The organism is Cryptosporangium aurantiacum (assembly GCF_900143005.1).
GTDB classification, from domain to species: Bacteria; Actinomycetota; Actinomycetes; order Mycobacteriales; family Cryptosporangiaceae; genus Cryptosporangium; species Cryptosporangium aurantiacum.
Window position 1 is genome coordinate 1494623 of sequence record NZ_FRCS01000001.1, and the last position, 16919, is coordinate 1511541.

14 protein-coding genes are annotated in these 16919 nt (G+C 71.9%); 4 read left to right on the forward strand and 10 right to left on the reverse strand.

All coding sequences use genetic code 11. The features are described from left to right. Nucleotides 1-5 precede the first annotated feature (5 nt). The 4 genes from BUB75_RS06605 to BUB75_RS06620 all read right to left on the reverse strand — a co-directional run bounded on the left by BUB75_RS06605 (nt 6) and on the right by BUB75_RS06620 (nt 4222). A complete protein-coding gene (locus tag BUB75_RS06605) occupies nt 6-1751 on the reverse strand; it encodes an aKG-HExxH-type peptide beta-hydroxylase (protein ID WP_073252420.1) in 1746 nt (581 codons plus the stop codon). Further along, nucleotides 1748-2917, reverse strand: a complete 1170-nt coding sequence (locus BUB75_RS06610; protein ID WP_073252422.1) for an FxsB family cyclophane-forming radical SAM/SPASM peptide maturase — start codon at nt 2915-2917, stop codon at nt 1748-1750. The genes BUB75_RS06605 and BUB75_RS06610 overlap by 4 nt, the downstream gene beginning before the upstream one ends. 3 nt (nt 2918-2920) lie before the next feature. Further along, nucleotides 2921-3103, reverse strand: coding sequence for a hypothetical protein (locus tag BUB75_RS06615; protein WP_073252424.1), 183 nt, complete (start codon nt 3101-3103; stop codon nt 2921-2923). 177 nt (nt 3104-3280) lie between these two features. Then, entirely contained in the window at nt 3281-4222 is a 942-nt protein-coding gene (locus BUB75_RS06620; RefSeq protein ID WP_084740260.1) for an alpha/beta fold hydrolase, read from the reverse strand. Between the two features lie 24 nt (nt 4223-4246). On the opposite strand from BUB75_RS06620, the gene BUB75_RS06625 reads away from it, so the two are divergent. Continuing rightward, the gene (locus BUB75_RS06625) at nt 4247-6496 is read left to right on the forward strand and encodes a GAF domain-containing protein (RefSeq protein ID WP_084740261.1); all 2250 of its coding nucleotides are present in this window, start codon (nt 4247-4249) and stop codon (nt 6494-6496) included. Between the two features lie 24 nt (nt 6497-6520). Then, the gene (locus BUB75_RS06630; RefSeq protein ID WP_073252428.1) at nt 6521-6919 is read left to right on the forward strand and encodes a response regulator transcription factor; all 399 of its coding nucleotides are present in this window, start codon (nt 6521-6523) and stop codon (nt 6917-6919) included. Between the two features lie 4 nt (nt 6920-6923). Here the strand turns inward: BUB75_RS06630 and BUB75_RS06635 are convergent, their stop codons facing one another. Further along, complete coding sequence (locus BUB75_RS06635; RefSeq protein ID WP_073252430.1) at nt 6924-7649, reverse strand: hypothetical protein; 726 nt, start codon at nt 7647-7649, stop codon at nt 6924-6926. Between the two features lie 37 nt (nt 7650-7686). On the opposite strand from BUB75_RS06635, the gene BUB75_RS06640 reads away from it, so the two are divergent. After that, entirely contained in the window at nt 7687-8652 is a 966-nt protein-coding gene (locus BUB75_RS06640) for a prenyltransferase/squalene oxidase repeat-containing protein (protein WP_073252432.1), read from the forward strand. A gap of 16 nt (nt 8653-8668) precedes the next feature. Here BUB75_RS06640 and BUB75_RS06645 read toward each other — a convergent pair whose 3' ends face one another. The 4 genes from BUB75_RS06645 to BUB75_RS06660 form a co-directional block, all read right to left on the reverse strand. Then, entirely contained in the window at nt 8669-9385 is a 717-nt protein-coding gene (locus tag BUB75_RS06645) for an SDR family oxidoreductase (protein ID WP_084740374.1), read from the reverse strand. A gap of 2 nt (nt 9386-9387) precedes the next feature. Then, nucleotides 9388-10728 carry a dihydrolipoyl dehydrogenase family protein gene (locus BUB75_RS06650; RefSeq protein ID WP_073252435.1) on the reverse strand — a complete coding sequence of 447 codons (1341 nt, stop codon included), beginning with the start codon at nt 10726-10728 and terminating at the stop codon, nt 9388-9390. Next, a complete protein-coding gene (locus BUB75_RS06655) occupies nt 10725-11363 on the reverse strand; it encodes a VOC family protein (protein ID WP_073252438.1) in 639 nt (212 codons plus the stop codon). The genes BUB75_RS06650 and BUB75_RS06655 overlap by 4 nt, the downstream gene beginning before the upstream one ends. A gap of 159 nt (nt 11364-11522) precedes the next feature. Beyond that, nucleotides 11523-12827 (reverse strand): alpha/beta hydrolase, encoded by a 1305-nt coding sequence (locus tag BUB75_RS06660; RefSeq protein ID WP_073252441.1) that lies wholly within the window; start codon nt 12825-12827, stop codon nt 11523-11525. Nucleotides 12828-13042: 215 nt separating this feature from the next. Here BUB75_RS06660 and BUB75_RS06665 point away from each other — a divergent pair, with 215 nt between their 5' ends. After that, complete coding sequence (locus tag BUB75_RS06665) at nt 13043-14104, forward strand: class I SAM-dependent methyltransferase (protein WP_073252443.1); 1062 nt, start codon at nt 13043-13045, stop codon at nt 14102-14104. Here BUB75_RS06665 and BUB75_RS06670 read toward each other — a convergent pair. Beyond that, the gene (locus BUB75_RS06670) at nt 14076-16910 is read right to left on the reverse strand and encodes an ATP-binding protein (protein ID WP_073252445.1); all 2835 of its coding nucleotides are present in this window, start codon (nt 16908-16910) and stop codon (nt 14076-14078) included. The genes BUB75_RS06665 and BUB75_RS06670 overlap by 29 nt on opposite strands. Nucleotides 16911-16919: the final 9 nt, after the last annotated feature.

Sequence of the window (16919 nt, forward strand, 5' to 3'; positions counted from 1 at the left end):
CTTGTTCACCGATGGTACTGATCCACTCCGGACCTGTCATCGGTGTCGGCGGCCTCTGAATTACCCCCATTCACCAACCATTCCGCGATTCGCTCCGGAGAGGGTGCGTTCCGGACGCCGTGGTCGGCGCGGTAGGCGAGCAGGACCGCCCGAACGAGATCCGGACGTTCCGCGAGTGCGGCAGCGGCGGGCGATCGTCCCAGCTGACCGGTGACATGGGCCAGCCCGACCCAGGCCTCGTCGTCCGAGGGGTCCACGGCGATGCGCCGCCGGTAGCCGTCGGCCGCACGCGCGTCGTCGGCCGGCGGCGACCGGTCGAGGGCTCGCCGCCGGATGGCCGCCGCCACCCGGGTGTGCCGATTCGGGCCGGGTGGTGCCGCACGCACCTCCGACGCCGGAAGGGGCGGGCAGTCCAGGCCCCTGGCAAAAGCGCCGCTCAGTCGCTGCGGCACACCGGGCGCCGGGCGGCGGTTCGCGATCCGCCAGTGCACCGCGTCCGCCGCACTGACCTGGTGCGCGGCTGTCTCCAGTGACCGGGGTAGTTCCTCCGCCCACCAGCTGTCGCGGGCGCTCCACAATCCGTCCACCAGCCGTCGGCCCGCTCGGGACAACTCGGTCGAGCGTCGGAGCGTCGCCGTCGCGGTCGTCGTCACCTCCCGCCAATACGCGAAGTGGAAGCCGGCCTCCCGGTCCGGGGTGCGTGCGGCCACGGAGCGCAGCCAACGACCCTTCCAGTGGTCGGTCACGGCCGCGTGGGCATACGCACCCTGGAGGAGCGCGTCGGCCGAACGCGGGTCCGATCGCCAGGGCGCATGGTGAAGCTCGCTGCCGGGCGGGTCGGTGAACGGGGTCAGGTCCTGGGCCGCGGCGAGGATGTTGTGCTGCAGTTCGTGCGCGAGGAGCAGCGCGACGGTCTCCGGGGACACCGACGGCGTGATCGCCACACACCCGAAAGCCAGCGTGGACGACGCGCTCGCGGCTCGGTCGTCCGGACCCGCCGTTCCGGGATCCGCGTCGAGCGGGACGACGGACCGAAGACACGCCCGTGCCGCTCGGGCGTAGTCGGGGTAGTGAGCGGCGAGAACCTGCCAGCCGCGCGCGAGGTTCGTGCGCACGGCTTCGCCCCCGGCGCGATCGAGCGGCGCGGCGGGAATGTACCCGAAGCAGTCGCGGGCCGGATCGTGATCCTCGATCTCGACGGTCCAGGCCGGTACCCCGCCCAGAGCCACGACCTGCCGGGGGCGCCAGTGCGGCCCGGGCGACGCCGGAACTGTCAGATGCCGACAGCCGACCGTGAACGTACCGCGGTCGCCGGACACGATCGCCGTGGCGCAGTGCAGGCCGGAGGCGGTGCCGAGCGTCGGGAGAAAGATCGTGCCGTCCGGCGCCGGCACGTCGATCGCGAACGAAACGCCTGCCCGGATCGCGGCGGCGGCGGCCAGCGCCCGGGGATGGTTCGGCTCCTCGGACCCGACCGGCCGGTCGGAGCGCAGATATCGCACGGCCGACGCAGCGGCCAGCGGTCGATCGACGACTTCTTCCACGGCTACCGGCGCGGCCCGCGCCGCGCGGACGAAGAGTTCGTACGCGGGGTCGTTAGTTCCGGCCCGTTCCCGCCACAGCGCCAGCAACAGCAGCCGGCGACGCGAGGCTTGCCCAGCCCGGAGCAGCTGGAGAGTGGCCTCGCTCGGCCGGCGAAACGCCAGTTCGTCGATCTGCGTTTCGGCGAGCCGGAGGCGCGGCAGGCTCATCGCGGTCGCCCGGCCTGCGCGAGCACCAGATCGCTGTGCAGCCGGCCGTGAACGTGCTCGATCAATCGACGGAGATCAGCGCTGAAGACCGACGGGTGCCCGAATGTGCCGTCCGGACCGTAACGATGCGCGAACAGGCCCCCGCCACAGACGTTCACCACGGGGCATTCACGGCACTCGCTGCTCAGGCCGGACACGCCACGCATGCCTCCCGCGACCATGGCGTGGCGCGTCACGTCGTCCAACGAGGCGGTGAGAACGGAGAGGCCGGTCGAACCGCCGCTCGGCCCGGTGGTTTTCAGCGCATCGCTTCCCTCGAATGCTCCGTCGCTCTCGACGACCACCGTCGCGGGTTTGTCCGGTCCGAATGCCTCCGTGCCGCTCGGCCCACCGAGCACTAGCGAGATGATCGATGCGAAGATCCGGACACCGGTCTCCGGTGGCGAGCGGTACCACCGATCGAAGATCGTGATGAGCCAGTCCGCGTACGGTGTGGGCCGATCGGTACCGGCACCCGGATCTACGCCGGGAGGCGGATGGACCCAGTTGCCGTGCGGAAAAAGGAAATCCAAAAGCGGTGGCTCGTGGGCGAGCAACGCCTCGAATGTCTCGACAGGATCGTTGCGGACGTCGATCGTGCAGAGTATTCCGCCGTAGATCCGACGGTTCTCCGGTGACCGTAACGCCCGGATGCCGGCGACCGCCTCGTCATAGGAACTGCGGCCGCGCGCGTAGCGTCGATGGCGGTCGTTGGCCACCCGGTTGCCGTCCAGGCTGACCCCCACTCGAACGTCGAACCGGCGGAACAGATCGAGGAAACGCTCGTCGAGCAGGATTCCGTTGGTCTGCATCGTGAATTCCACGCGGCAGGTCGCCGGCGCGGCGGAACGAAAGGATCGGATCGCGTACTCGATAGCGGCCGGTCCGGCCAGAAGCGGTTCGCCGCCGTGAAAGACCACGCGGACGGTGGTGAGACCATGGCGTCGGGCGTGTTCTCCGAGGCGCTGCGCGGTGGCGTCGACGATCTCGGCGGGCATCTGAGTCGGGCGTCCGCGCCAGCTCTGGTCCGCGGCCTCGTACATGTAACAGTGGTCGCAGGCGATGTTGCACCGCTCATGGAGCTTGATGACGAGTTCGCGTATGCCACCGGGCGACTCGGCCGGCATCGGTCAGATCGCGGAGCTGAAAGCAGAAACGTTCTGCGTTGCGGATTGCGTCATGACGTCTTGGTGCAGTTGTTGCACAGCGTGAGCAAGTGGAGAGTCCGGCAGCGAGTCCAGCAACTCGGTCAGGGAAAACTCCGTGAGATCGATCAACCCGTTGCCCGAGCCACCAGTCTTTGCAGCGTCCATAACATCCGCCTTCCTCTACGGTGCGGGATGTCCAGTCGTCTGACGGCCGACGCGGCCCCCCGCACATGCAGAATGCCGGAAAATCGCCTGGCTGGCCTAAGTTTCTCCCCAGTGACCGACGATAGCCGACGACTGTGCCCTGGATAAGGGCCAGGCCGTTCCTGCGGGATCCGCCGGTCAGACGGCTAGCGGGAGGGTGTTTTTCGGTTCGTCGAGGGCGCCCGCGCCGGTGACCAGTTGCCGCCAGCGCTCTTCGTCGTAGCGATACGGCTGGGTGGTCCGGAGGAACTCGTGGACCGCCGGCAGCAGTTGCTCGGGTGCGGTTTCGTGCGGGTAGTGGCCGGCCGTCGAGATCTCGAGCGAGTGCGCCTCGGGTATCCGCCGAGCGAGTGCCTGATGGTGGTGGGGCGGGATGGTCCGGTCGCGGCTTCCCCAGGTGATGAAGACGGGAAGCTCGGCGAGCAGGCTGAGTTGACGGCTCGCGCTGACCGTCTGTCCCCGCCAGTCGATGACCGTCCGGGCGGTGCGGAGGAACGCTCGACGCTGTCGGGGGTGGGCCAAACCACGGAGGTCCTCGGCGATCGGCCGGGTGTCCTGCCGGGCGATGACGCCGGGCAGGACGGACAGCGCGGGCAGTACCCGGCGCGTGAGGCCGGTGGGTATCCGTCCGAGCCCGGCGACGAACGCCGCGGCACCCGGGAGAGTCGCGGCGCGCAACAGCGGGGTGACCTCGGTGCCCAAGCCACCGCTGCTGATCAGGACGATCCGATTGGTGCGCTCGGGGAACTGGTAGGCGAACTGGAGCGCGATGCCGCCACCGAGGCTGTGGCCGACGAGCGTGGCGTCGGAGTGCCCCAGAGCCACGAGGAGATCCCGGAGCGCGGAGGCGTGCGCGCCGAGTGAGTAGTCGCCGGCGGGTGCGTCGGAATGGCCGTGACCGGGCAGGTCGGCCGCGATCACGGTGTGGTCGGTGGCGAGGGAGTCGATCAGGTGCCGCCAGGTGCGGCGGGTTCCCCCGAGCCCGTGGATCAGCAGGAGGGGTTCGCCCGCTCCCGCGATGGTGTAAGCGAGATTTCCGACGGGCGTGGCGATCAGACCGTCGGCGGCGGGGACTGTCACTTGTCAGGACTACCCACAGACGGAATGCGCACACTCGGGTGTACGTTATATATGTATATCGACGGTTCTGTTCCTGGACCTGTCATCCACCCGATTCGCCGTCGCGGCGTCGGTCCGGATGGTCGGGCCCGGCCCTCGCGGGCCGGGGATCGCCTCGAGGCACGGGGCAGGCGCGTCATGGTCGTTCTCAACGCTGCGGTGCTCGACGACGCGGCCCGGTTGGCGGCGGTGGAGCGGGGACGCCGGACGCTGCCGAGGTTGCGCATTCCGTTGGACGGCATCGCGAGGCTCGCCGCGCGGCTGCTGGATGCCCCGATGGGTGTGATCACGTTCATCGGCGCCGAGGAGGAACACTTCGCCGGCAGCTTCGGCTTGCCGCCGTCTCTGGCCGCGGGCGGGCAGGCGTCGACGGCGTACTCGGTGTGCAAGTACATGGTCAGTATCGACGCCCCGGTGTCGAGCCCGGACATGCTGGCCGACGACGATCCACAGCTGCGCGAGCATCCCCTCGCCGGCGAGTACGGGGTCAAGGCGTTTCTCGGGGTGCCGCTCCGCGACGCCGACGACCGGCCGCTGGGCTCGCTGACGGTGCTGGACACCCGGGCCAGGGAATGGACCGACGCGCAGCTCTCCACGCTGATCGAGGTGGTGGAGCTGCTCGGCCCGATCCCGGACCGGCCGGACACCGCCGAGAACATCGTCGAGGATGCCGCCGCCGAACAGCGCAGCTTCCTCTCGGCGATCCTCGACAGCATGGGCGAAGGCGTGCTCGCGCTCGACGCCGACGGTGAGGCGGTGGTGTTCAACCGCGCGTTGCGCGAGTTCTACGAGCTGCCCGCCACCGGCTCCCCGGGCGAGGCCATCGATGCTGCGATGGCCCACCTGCATCAACGCGACGGAACGGTGATGAAGCCCGACGAGTTGGCCGTCGCTCGGGCCATGCGCGGGCAGATCGTGACCGACACCGAGGCGGTGCTGTGCGTTCCGGGCCTGCCCGACCGGTATCTGCTGACCAACGCCCGCCCGATCCGAGACGCCGACGGCCGGCGGATCGGTGCGGTGTCCACCGTGCGGGACGTGACCGGGCGCCGCCGTACCGAACGATTCCGCGACTGCGAACTGGCCGTGGCGAGCATTCTCAATCAGGCCGACACGCTCACCGAAGCGGGATCCGCGGTCCTGCAGGCGACGGCCGACGCGCTGGGCTGGCGCTATGCCGACCTGCGTCTGGTCGATCAGACCGCCTGCACGCTGGACCGGATCGCGCGGTGGCACACCGACGGGCACGACGTGAGTGACCTGCTGCCCGAGCAACTGCGCCCCGACCAGGCCAGCGTCGCCACCCTCGTGTGGGCCACCGGGCAACCGATCTGGGTTCCCGACCTCACCAGGCTGCCGGTCGTCCACGACGACGACGCTCGCCGACGCATCGACGCCTACACCGAACGGGGCCTGCGTGCGCTGCTGTGCGCGCCGGTTTGTGACGGTGGCACCGTCCTCGGGGTCATCAGCTGCTTCACCGACGCCGCCGAAGACGACGAGTTCCTCCTCACCGGCTTCCTCACCGGCGTCGCCGGGCAACTCGGACACTTCCTGAGCCGGGCCCGCGCCGATGACCTCGCACAGGACCTCGGGCAGGCCCGTGCGGACTTCACCTCCCTCATCGGCCACGACATGCGCACCCCGCTGACCACCATCGCCAGCTACACCGACCTGCTCCTCGACGACCCTCGCGAGCGTTCCGACGACGACCGGCACCTGCTGCAGGCCATCGCCCGCAACAGCACCCGCCTGCGCGGCCTGATCGACAACCTGATCGATCTGGCCGCCCTGCAATCCGGCCATCTGTCGCTGCAAATGTGCGACGTCGACCTCACCGCTGTGTTCGCCGCCGCCTGCGAGGCCGCGAAGCCGGCCGCGGACGCCGCCGGCATCACCCTGCAGCCCAAGCTCGACGACGACGTCCACGTCACCGGCGATCCCGACCGGCTACGCCAACTCGCTGATCTGATGCTGGCCGGTGCGATCGCGATCAACCCCGGAGGGGGCGAAGTCCCCCTCGCCTTGACCTGCACCGGCGGAGCCGCGCAAATCACGCTGTGCGGCGAAGCCGCCGGGGATCACCGCTGTGTACCCGGCGACACGAGTTTCAGCGCCGAGCGAGCCACCGCCAGAGCCATCGTCGAACAGCACGGCGGCACGCTCACCGTCACCGGAACCCCGGACACCGCCGACACCGGCCTCATCATCCGACTGCCACTGCCCGCGGACTGACCCCACCAAGGAGGAGTACACCTCATGATCACCGTGCTCATCGGGGAGAACGTGCCCGATCTCGCCTTCGGGCTGGGCCTACTGTTCACCCGCGCCGGATACCGGACCCGCACCACGATCACCGGCGACGCCACCCTTGCCAGCGCCCGCGACGACGCACCGGACCTGATCGTCATGAACCCTCGTCTACCCGGCATCGACGGCTTCGATATCTGCCGGCGGCTCCGCGCCGGACCCGCCACCGCCCGCCTGCCGATCATCATGCTCTCCGTACGGCACCAGCCCGCCGAAGTCACCGCGGCCCATGCCGCCGGCGCCGACGACTACATCGGCAAGCCGTACGACAACCACGACCTCCTCGCCCGGGCCGAAAAACTGCTCCACCGATCCACGCCCACCAGAGAAACCCCGGACTTTCCCTGAGGGATCACCGTCCCTGCGAGGCCCCGCGCGGATAGTGGTCGCGGATCATCCGGAGCGGAGAACGGTGCAGCCCGCGGGGGAGCCGCCCGGCGCGACGGCGCGCCGGATCGGCGTCGGCCGGCCGGGCCTGCAATGAGGTACGGACCCAGGGCCCGCCGGCGTAGAACAGGCCCCCGGCACAATCCTCACCGCTGATGTCCCGGGCGACCCGTTGCCGATAGACCGGTCCGAACCAGCACCACGCCGGTGGGTCCGGCGGCAGACCGAGCCAGTCGCCGTGCGGTGCCAGATAGGGCTCTCCGGGCTGGGCGGCCGGACCGTAGAGCGTGCCGCGGTCGAGGACGAGGCCACGCTCGACCGACGCCGAGACGTACACGGTGCCCGGGTGGGTCAGCGCCAGCGCGAAGCGTCGGATGCGCTCGTCGGCCGGGCCGACTTCGGCCTGAAGGGTGTGCACGGCGATCGGACCGCGACGACGGGCCTCGACGTTCGCGAGAGCGGCGTGGTGAACCGGCGGGCTTCCGGCGAGGAACAGCAGCGGGTCAGCGCGCGCGTAGGCCTCCGCGAGAGGGAGCCGGCTGCGCAGGGGCTCCGTGTCACCGAACCGGCGCGGCTCCGCGGCCGGCAGATGCTCCCGGGCCGCGCGGAGCCAGCGGCCGAGGACGTCGGGCGCGCGGTCACGGCGTTCGTACCAGCGCACGAGCAGCACGTCGACCGTCCGCTCCGCCACGGCACGAGCCTACGGCGGTGTGGCGTAGGGTCGCGCGATGGTGAGCGAAGCGCTGCTGCCGTGGCTCCTCGACGCTGACCCGGCCCTCCGGTGGCAGGTCCAGCGTGATCTCGCGCAGGAGCCACCCGAGGTCTGGCAAGCCACCCGCGCACGTGTCGCGACCGAGGGGTTCGGCGCGCGTCTGCTCGCGCTGCAAGACTCCGACGGTCAGTGGGCCGGTGGTGCCTACTTCCCCGCCGGTTTTGAGGGCCGGACGATGGACGACGTCGGCCAGCCGTGGACCGCGACGACGTGGACGCTCAACGCGCTGCGGGAGTGGGGCCTCGACGCCGCTGTGCTCCGTGAGCGCCGCACGGCCGAGCTTCTCGCGGAGAACTGCCGCTGGGAGTACGACGACCTGCCGTACTGGGGCGGCGAGGTGGACTGCTGCATCAACGGCTACACCGTCGCCAACGGCGTCTGGCTGGGCGCCGACATCGGCGGCGTCGTCGACTGGTTCCTCGAACACCGGCTGCCCGACGGCGGATGGAACTGCGAGTGGGTCGAGGGCTCGACGCGGTCGTCGTTCCACTCGACGCTCAACTCGCTCACAGGGCTGCTCGCCTACGACGCGGCGACCGGCGGCACCGACGCGACGCGTGCGGCCCGGCGCAGCGGCGAGGAGTACCTCCTGGAGCGCCAGCTGTTCCGCCGCCTGTCGACGGCGGAACAGGTGGCGCCGTGGGTGGACACGTTCACGTACCCGGCCCGGTGGGTGTATAGCGTGTTGAACGCGGCCGAGTACTTCCGGGACGCGGCGCTGGTCGACGGCACCCCGCCGGACCCGCGCATGGCCGGCGCGATCGATCTGATCCGGGCCGCGCGGCAACCGGACGGCACCTGGCTGCAGGGCCGCCGGCTGCGCGGGCAGACGTGGTTCGAGGTGGACGCGCCGGAGGGGGCACCGTCGAAGTGGCTGACGCTGTCTGGCGCCCGGGTCCTCGCGTGGTGGGACGCCCGGTAGCTCGCCGGGCCGCCGCTCACGTCCGGACGAGTTGCTGGCCGCCGTCGATGTCGTACGTCGCGCCGGTCAGCGCGGTGTTCGTCATCAGGTGCACGGCCAGTGCGGCGACGTCGGCGGGCCCGACCACGCGGCCGATCGGCAGGGCCGCGCGCAGTTGCTCACGCCGCCGTTCGAGGTCGTCGCCGAGCAGGCGGGCGGAGAGCGGCGTGTCGACGAACCCGGCCGCGATCAGGTTCACCCGGACCGGGGCGAGCTCCAGCGCGAGGCTCGCGATCAGTGCGGGCAGCGCTACGGTCATCGTCGACGCGAGCGTGAGGCCAGGCCCGGGACGGCGGGCACCGGTGCCGCCGACGAACAGCAGCGTGCCGGTCGGCCGGACCCGCCCGATGGCCGCCCGCGCCAGGTGCAGCGGCATCCACAGGTGCTCGTCGACGTTGCGGCGCGCCTCGGCGAAGTCCAACTCGGCCAGCGGCGCGTAGTAGGCACCGCCGGCGGTGACCAGGACGTGGTCGATCGGCGCTGGCAGGCCGTCGAAGAACGCGTCGAGGCGGTCGGGGTCGGAGGCGTCGAACGCCGCCGTTGCGGTGGCGCCGACGTCGGCGGCGGCGCGCTGCAGCCGGTCCGGATCCCGGCCGACGAGGACGACGTCCGCGCCTCCGGCCCGGGCCTGGCGGGCGGTCTCCAGCCCGATTCCGGAACTACCGCCGATCAGGACGACGGTCTGGCCGCTCAGCGTCACGAGTTCCTCCCGGCGCAGATGTCGTCGTACAGCGCGGCCAGCGACGCGTTGAAGATCTCGGAGAACGTCGGGAACGGCTGGATCGTGTCGCGCAACACCTCCACCGGCACCCGCGCCCGGATCGCCAGCGTCGCCTGCTGCAGCCACTCGCCGGCCTCCGGACCCACCGCGTAGGCACCGACCAGGCGCTCCCCGTCGCTGAGCAGCGTCAGGAAGCCCACCGACTCGGCGTAGGCCCGGGTGTACGTGGCGGTCTTGGCCACGTCGGCGAGCCGGGCGGTTCCGCTGAACGCGCCGCTTCCGGTCCCGACCGCGGCGACCTGCGGATCGGTGAAGACTACCCGAGGTACCGCGGTGTAGTCGGCCGTGCGCTGCTCACCCAGGATGTTCGCTGCCACGACGTCCCCCTGGTATTTACCGACGTGGGTGAGGAGCCACAGGCCGGTCGCGTCACCGACCACCCAGAGCCCTTCGGCCGCGCGCAAGCGCGCGTCGACCGGAATGCCGTGGCCGTCCGCGGTGATCCCGACCGTCTCCAGGCCGATGTCGTGCACCCGCGGGCGTCGACCGGTCGCGATCAGCAACCGATCACCGTGGACGTCGGACCCGTCGCCGAGCGTGAGGACGTACTCGTGACCCTCCCGGCGCGCGGCGGTGGCGCGCGCGTCCAGTACGAGTTCGACGCCGTCGCGGCGCAGTACCTCGGCGAGCGCGTCACCGAGCGGGGCGGGCTCCCGGGGCAGCAGACGTCCACCGGCGACCAGTACGACCTCGCCGCCCAGCCGGCGCACGGCCTGCGCCATCTCGACGCCGACCGCGCCACCGCCGAGGATGACCAGCCGCCGCGGGACGGCCTTCATGCCGGTGACCTCGCGGTTCGTCCACACGCCGGGGAGGTCGGCGAGGCCGGGGATCGGCGGGATGATCGGGTCCGCGCCGGTCGCCACGACGACGTTCGGTGCGGTGTGGCGAACGCCGTCGACCTCCACCGCGCCCGGTCCGGCCAGCCGTCCGGTGCCGCGCAGCAGCGTGATCTTCTTGTCGGCGAGCCACCGTTCCTGACCGGCGTCGGAGTAGTCCGAGACCATGAAGTCCCGCCAGGCCAGCGCCGCCTCGACGTCGACCTCCGCGGTGGCCAGCGCCTCCCGCGCGCCCTGCACCGCCTCACCGGGGCGGAGCAGGGTCTTCGACGGGATGCAGGCGTAGTACGAGCACTCGCCGCCGACCAGGTGGCGCTCGACGAGCGCCACCCGCAGGCCACCGTCGGCCAGCGCGCCCGCGGTGTGCTCCCCGGGCGAGCCGCCGCCGATGACGATGACGTCGTAGTCGGCATTCACCGCAGGACCGCTTGCATGTGCAGGCCGGCGTCCTCGACGGCCTGGTCCGGGGTGCGCCCCTCGGTCCTGGCGGCGATGTACGGCGCGTACCAGTCCGACCAGTGGTGCTTCGGCGCCGTGGCCTCGTACGCGCCGTGGTGCTCCTCGGCCTCACGCAGCAGCTCGGCCAGGTTCTCGACGTTCGTCGGCGTCACCCGGCCCGGCAGACGGGTCGTGATCTCCTGCAGGATCCACTCGTTGCCGTCCGGGTCGGCGAACGACGCGAACGAGGAGTAGCTGCGGCGCTCCGGGTCCGGGCCGGTCACGCGGCCTTCGGCGCCCGCGTGGTGGAACACGCCGCCGGCGTCGTGGTAGACCTCGCTGACGTCGGCGCCGCGCTCGATCAGCTCGGCGCGGGCGCCCTCGACGTCGTCGACGATCAGGTGCAGACCCTGCACCGAGCCGGGCGTCGCGGTCGTCAGACCGGTGCCGAAGATGACCGACGCGGGGGAGCCGGGCGGGGTGACCTGGATGACACGGAAGTTCTCGTCGGTGGCGAAGTCGGCATCGAGCCGCCAACCCAAGCCGACGTAGAAGTCTTTGGCCTTGTCGACGTCGGAGACGGGCACGACGACGACTTCGAGTTTCAGATCCATGGTCGGGACTCCTCGTCCTGTGCCGGCACCCCAGCGATGCCGGCTCGACCACTGTTGCGCGGTGGCAGCTCGTACGACCCAGGGAGACTCCCTGGTCTGCGCCCGGTGACACCCGGGTCCCGTGCCCGTGGGCGTGCGGTCAGGCTTGGACGGTGCCGGTCAGTCGTTGTCGAACTCGAGGCTGATCCGGTGTCCATCGGACGGCCAGTTCGGGACCGTCAGCACGTCCGGCGACCCGCCACCGCGCGGCCGGACGACGACGCGGACCGTGCGCTTCGGCGGCGCGGCGGGAACGTACAGGTCGACCGCGGAGATGAACGGCTGGCTGAAGAACACCGGGATCGGCGCGCTCAGGTCGCTGGTCTTGTCCAGTCCCTTGTCGAACGTGAAGATGCCGATCGTCCGCTTGGACCGCGGGCTGGTCGCGGCGTTGAGGATCTCCTGGCCGTCAACGGTCAGCGAGTCACCGGCAGCGCCCTGATCACCCCACCACTCCTTCTGCCTGCTGATGACCAGGTTGGTCGACGCGGGGCCGTTCTCGGTCAGCGCGCCCAGACCCTGACCGGGCAGGCTGGTGAGCAGCCGGATCAGCCGGTCGGTGCGGCGGAACGGCTGGAAGTAGAGGTGGTGCACCGGGGCGCCGGGACGCACGATCGCGAACTCGTACCGGACGTCACCGCGCCCCCGGAACGGCCCGAACGAACCGTCCGCGGCCAGCGGAAGCCGCGCGTCCGGGTGGCGGCGCAGCCGGGTCCCGGTGTCCGCGCGCACCGCGTACACCTCCAGCGTCGCGTCGGTGACCCCGACGTTGCTGGGGAACAGCACCGCGCGCCCGGCCAGCAGGACGGATCCGCGCTGCGGAACGATCCGCGTGGTCTTCGGGTCCCGTCCGGTGAAGAAGCGGTAGAACGCCGCGAACGTCTCCGGCGAACTGACGGTCTGCGTGTGCGACTGGTCGGGGAACCGGACGTTCGTCGCGCCGGTGATCGCGCGGGCCGGGTCACCTTCGCCCCAGACCGCCAGCGTCGGCACGTTACCCGGCGGCGCCGTCGCGCTCGCCCCGTCGAGGTTGACGTAGTGGGCGACCCGGGCCGCGCGCTCGGGCGAACTGTTGAGGTAGGCCTGCATCAGCGCGGTGCCCAGGGAGTGGCCGAGCAGATCGATCCGGTCGGCGCCGGTGGCGGCCAGCAGGCGCGTGATGCGCTGGTCCAGCCCCGCGTAGACCTGCTCGCGGGTGTTCACCGCGAACAGCGAGTCGTACTCGTGCGCCTCGATCCACGTCGGGGGGTACCCGTTGGACGCCAGCCGGCGGGCCTGGCTGTCGAACTGGCCGCCGGACCCGGAGAACCCGTGCACGAACACGATCGGACGCAGCGCGCGCCGCTCGGCGGCAGCCGGAGCGACCTGTACTCCAGTCAGGACGATCATCAGCGCGGCCATCAGCACTGCGAGACGTCTCAGCATGGGTCGACCTCCGGTGTGGCGACGCTGCCCGGTGGCCGAACGCTAGGAGCGCGCCACCGTTCGGGTCAAGCGTCGCCCGGAGGACTTGGGCAGCTGCCCAAACCGGGAGCAGCACGGAGACCGGAATCCGTGCTCTCCACGGATGTTTCCCGGTACGGACTGGCCGACGCTTCTCCCACGCGGGTTCTCCGCGGTGACGAGGAGGGGTTTTCACGATGGCCGATATCAACCAGGCAGAACTGGAGCGGTTCGTCCACGCAGCGGTGGGCGACATGGCAGCGACGATCTCCGGACTGCTGCTGCACATCGGTGACCGGCTCGGTCTGTACCAAGCGATGGCAGGAGCCGGGCCGCTCACGGCGGACGCGCTCGCCGCGCGGACCGGGACGGCACCGCGGTACGTCCGCGAGTGGCTGAGCAACCAGGCCGCCGGCGGGTACGTCCGCTACCGGGCGGAGGACGACACGTTCGAGCTACCCGCCGAGCACGCGGCGGTGCTGGCCGACGAGGACAGCCCGGTGTTCCTGGGTGGCGCGTTCGAGGTGATCGCGTCGTGCTTCAGCGACCACGACCGGCTCGTGGACGCCTGCCGGACCGGCGCGGGGGTGGGCTGGGAGCAGCACGACGAGCGGCTGTTCTCCGGCGTCCACCGGCTGTTCCGCCCCGGCTATGCCGCGAACCTGACGACGCAGTGGATCCCCGCGCTGGACGGTGTCGACGAGAAGCTGCGCGCCGGCGCGAGCGTCGCCGACGTCGGCTGCGGCCTCGGTGCGGCCACGCTCATCATGGCCGACGCGTACCCGCACTCGACGTTCGTCGGCTACGACTACCACGAGGAGTCGATGGAAGCCGCCCGCAAGTCGGCCGCGGACGCCGGCCTGGCGCGGCGGGTGCGGTTCGAGGCCGTCGACGCGAGCGAGTTCCCCGGCACCGGCTTCGACCTCGTCTGCCTGTTCGACTGTTTGCACGACATGGGTGACCCGCTCGGCGCCGCGCGGCACATCCGGCAGGCGCTGGCGAGCGACGGGACGTTGCTGCTGGTCGAGCCGTTCGCCGGTGACGCGCTGACCGAGAACCTGAACCCGATCAGCCGGGCGTACTACGGCTTGTCGACGGTGATCTGCACCCCGGCGTCGCTGGCTCAACCGGTGGGGCTGGGGCTCGGTGCCCAGGCCGGGGAGGCGCGGCTGACCGAGATTCTCACCGAGGCGGGGTTCACCCGGGTGCGGCGGGCCGCCGAGACCCCGTTCAACCTGGTCCTGGAGGCTCGTCCGTAAGGTCGAGCCCCGCCGTCCGCATCGGCGTCGCACCCATGCGGGTGAGTTCGTCCGCGCCGCGGGCCCGCTCGGGCCCGCCGGCGAGGACGAGCGAACGGGCCCACTGGTACCGGCAGCCGGTCGGGTGCAACTGCTCGGCGGCGGCCAGCACGCCCTTCCGGTCGCCGGTGGCGACGGCAGCCGACCGCTCGACGACGGCCAGCGCGATCGGGTTGTCCACCGCGGACCGCCGGGCCCTCGCCAGCCGCTCGGCCGCGTCGGGGTGCCCGCTCAGCGCCGCCGCCTCGGCCCAGACCGCGGCGTACCACGGTCGCCAGAGCCCGCTGTACCAGGTCCGGAACTCCTCCGGGGGCGTCGTCAACCGCGCCACCGCTTCGTCCGGCCGTCCGTGGTGGAGGAGCAGCAGCGCGTCGAAGAACTCGCCGTGGTGGATCTGGGCAGTGGTCCGGCCGGGTGTGGTCAGCGCCTCGGCGATCGCCAGCCAGGCGTTGCGGGCGTCGTCGTCGCCGCGGAACCCGTACACGGTCGCCAGGGCGTACGGACCCCGGCTCAGGTTGCCCGCGCGCGGACGCCCCGCCCGCTCCCAGCCCTCGCGGAACCGCTCGCTGAGTGCCACCGTCTCGTCCCAGTCGCCGGCGAGCGCGGTGACGAGCAACAGCCGGGCCGTGGCTAGGTGGCCTTCTTCGCGGTGGAAGGGGAGATCCCTGGCCTGCTCGGCGAGTCGGCGTCCGGTGGTGAGATCACCGGCGGCGATCACGCACTCGGTCGCCATGAAGTAGGCGTCGGACAGTTCGAGCCCGCAGGTGTCGGCGCGCAGCGGCAGCGGCGCCAGCAGCTCGATCCGGCGCAGCGCGCTCGCCGCCGCCGCGCGGATCTCGCCCCGGACCAGTTGGAACCCGGTCAGCTGGTCCAGCGCGGCGCTCTCCCCGAGCGGATCACCGGCCTCGCGGCTCAGCGCGATCGCGCGGTCCAGCAAGCCAGGGGTCGCGGGGTCGTCCTCCGCGACGGCGTAGGTACGCGCGACGAGCAGCCGGGCGCGCGCCCGCGGGTCGTCCCCGGCGAGCGCGTCCGCCTCGGCGATCAGCCGCTCCGCCGCGCCGGGCGCAACCGGTTCGGACAGGACGCCCGGGCCACGGTTGAGCAGTTCGGCGATCTGCGCCACGTCGTACGCCGCGCGGGAGTGGTCGCCGGCCCGCAGTGCGGCCTCGGCGGCGGCGCGGTGCAGCCGGAGGCCTTCGGTGCCGAAGTGCCGAGCCTTGGCCGCTTCCGCGGCGCAGTGCAGAACGCCGGCTGCCTGCCGATCGTCGGCGGCCAGCGCGCCCGCCTGCTCATAGCGACGCTGTGCCTCGCCCGGCAGCCCGCGGAGGTAACACACCTCGGCGAGCCGGACCGCCAACCGATACGCCTCAGCGCGCCGGCCGGGCTCGGTGGAGGCCCAGTCGAGCGCCGCGCGTAACTCGTCGACCGCGCGGTCGAACCTCGCCCGCCACCCGGCGGCGTCCGGCGCGAACGACGCGTCGAGCTCGTCCGCCGTGGCCAGGCACCACCGCAGGTGCCGGGCGCGCGCCTCGGGCAGTTCACCCGCGTCGCGCAGGTGGCCGGTCCCGTACTGGCGGATCGTCTCCAGGGCCTGGTACCGGGTGCCGCCCGGATCGGGGATCGCGGTCAGCAAGCTCTGGTCAGCAAGCGCCCCCAGCGCAGCCGCGGCCGGGGCGGGCACGTCGGTCGGCGGCCAGCCGGTGAGCAGCGCGGACGCGGCGTCCGCGGTGAACGGGGTGGCGAAAACCGAGGTCCGGCGCAGGACCGCGCGTTCGGGCACGGTCAGCAGCGCGTGGCTCCAGTCCAGAGCGGACCGGAGCGAGCGATGCCGATCGTCGACCCGCCGGCCGCCGGTGAGCAGCCGGAGCCGGTCGTCGAGCCCGGCTTCCAGCCCGTCGAGACCGAGCGCGGGCAGACGCGCGGCGGCCAGCTCGATGGCCAGCGCCATCCCGTCCAGCCCTCGACAGATCGCCGCGACCCGCGGCCGCTCGACGAACGCGGCCGATCCCAGCCCGCCGCTCGCGGCGGCTCTGGCGAGGAACAGCTCGACCGCGTCACCGCCGTCCCCCTCCACCGAGAGGCCGGGCACCAGGAACACCCGCTCGTACGGCACCAGCAGGCGAGCCCGGCCCACGGCCAGCACCCGCACGCCCGGGCACCGGGTCAGCAGCCGTTCGAGCATCACGACGACGCCGTCCACCAGGTGCTCGCAGTTGTCGAGGACGAGCAGCACCTCGCGGTCGGCGAGCCAGGCCAGCACCGTCTCCTCCGCCGAGCGTCCCGGCTGCTCGCCCAGGCCCAGGAGGTAGGCCACGGCCGGGGCGACCATCGCGCCGTCGGTGACCGGCACCAGATCGACGTACCAGACGCCGTCCGCGAACCGGTCGCCCAACTCGGCCGCCACCGCCAGCGCCAGCCGGGTCTTGCCCACGCCTCCCGGGCCGACGGCGGTGACCAGCCGGTGGTCCCGGAGCGCCGCGGTGAGTGCGGCTCGCTCGGCGGCGCGGCCCACCAGCGGCGTCAGCGAGGACGGGAGAGCCCCGGCCCGGGGCGCGGCGGCGAGGTCGGCAGCCATCCCCGCCAGCGCGCGCCGGTCGTTCGCGCCGAGCTTGCGGAGCAGGGCGGAAACGTGGCTCTCGACGGTGCGGACCGAGATGAACAGCCGCCCGGCGATCTCCGCGTTGGTCAGGCGCTCGCCGATGCCGGCGAGCACCTCGGCCTCCCGCGCCGAGACCCTCGCGATCGACGCCGCCGCCCCGCGATCCATGACGCGATT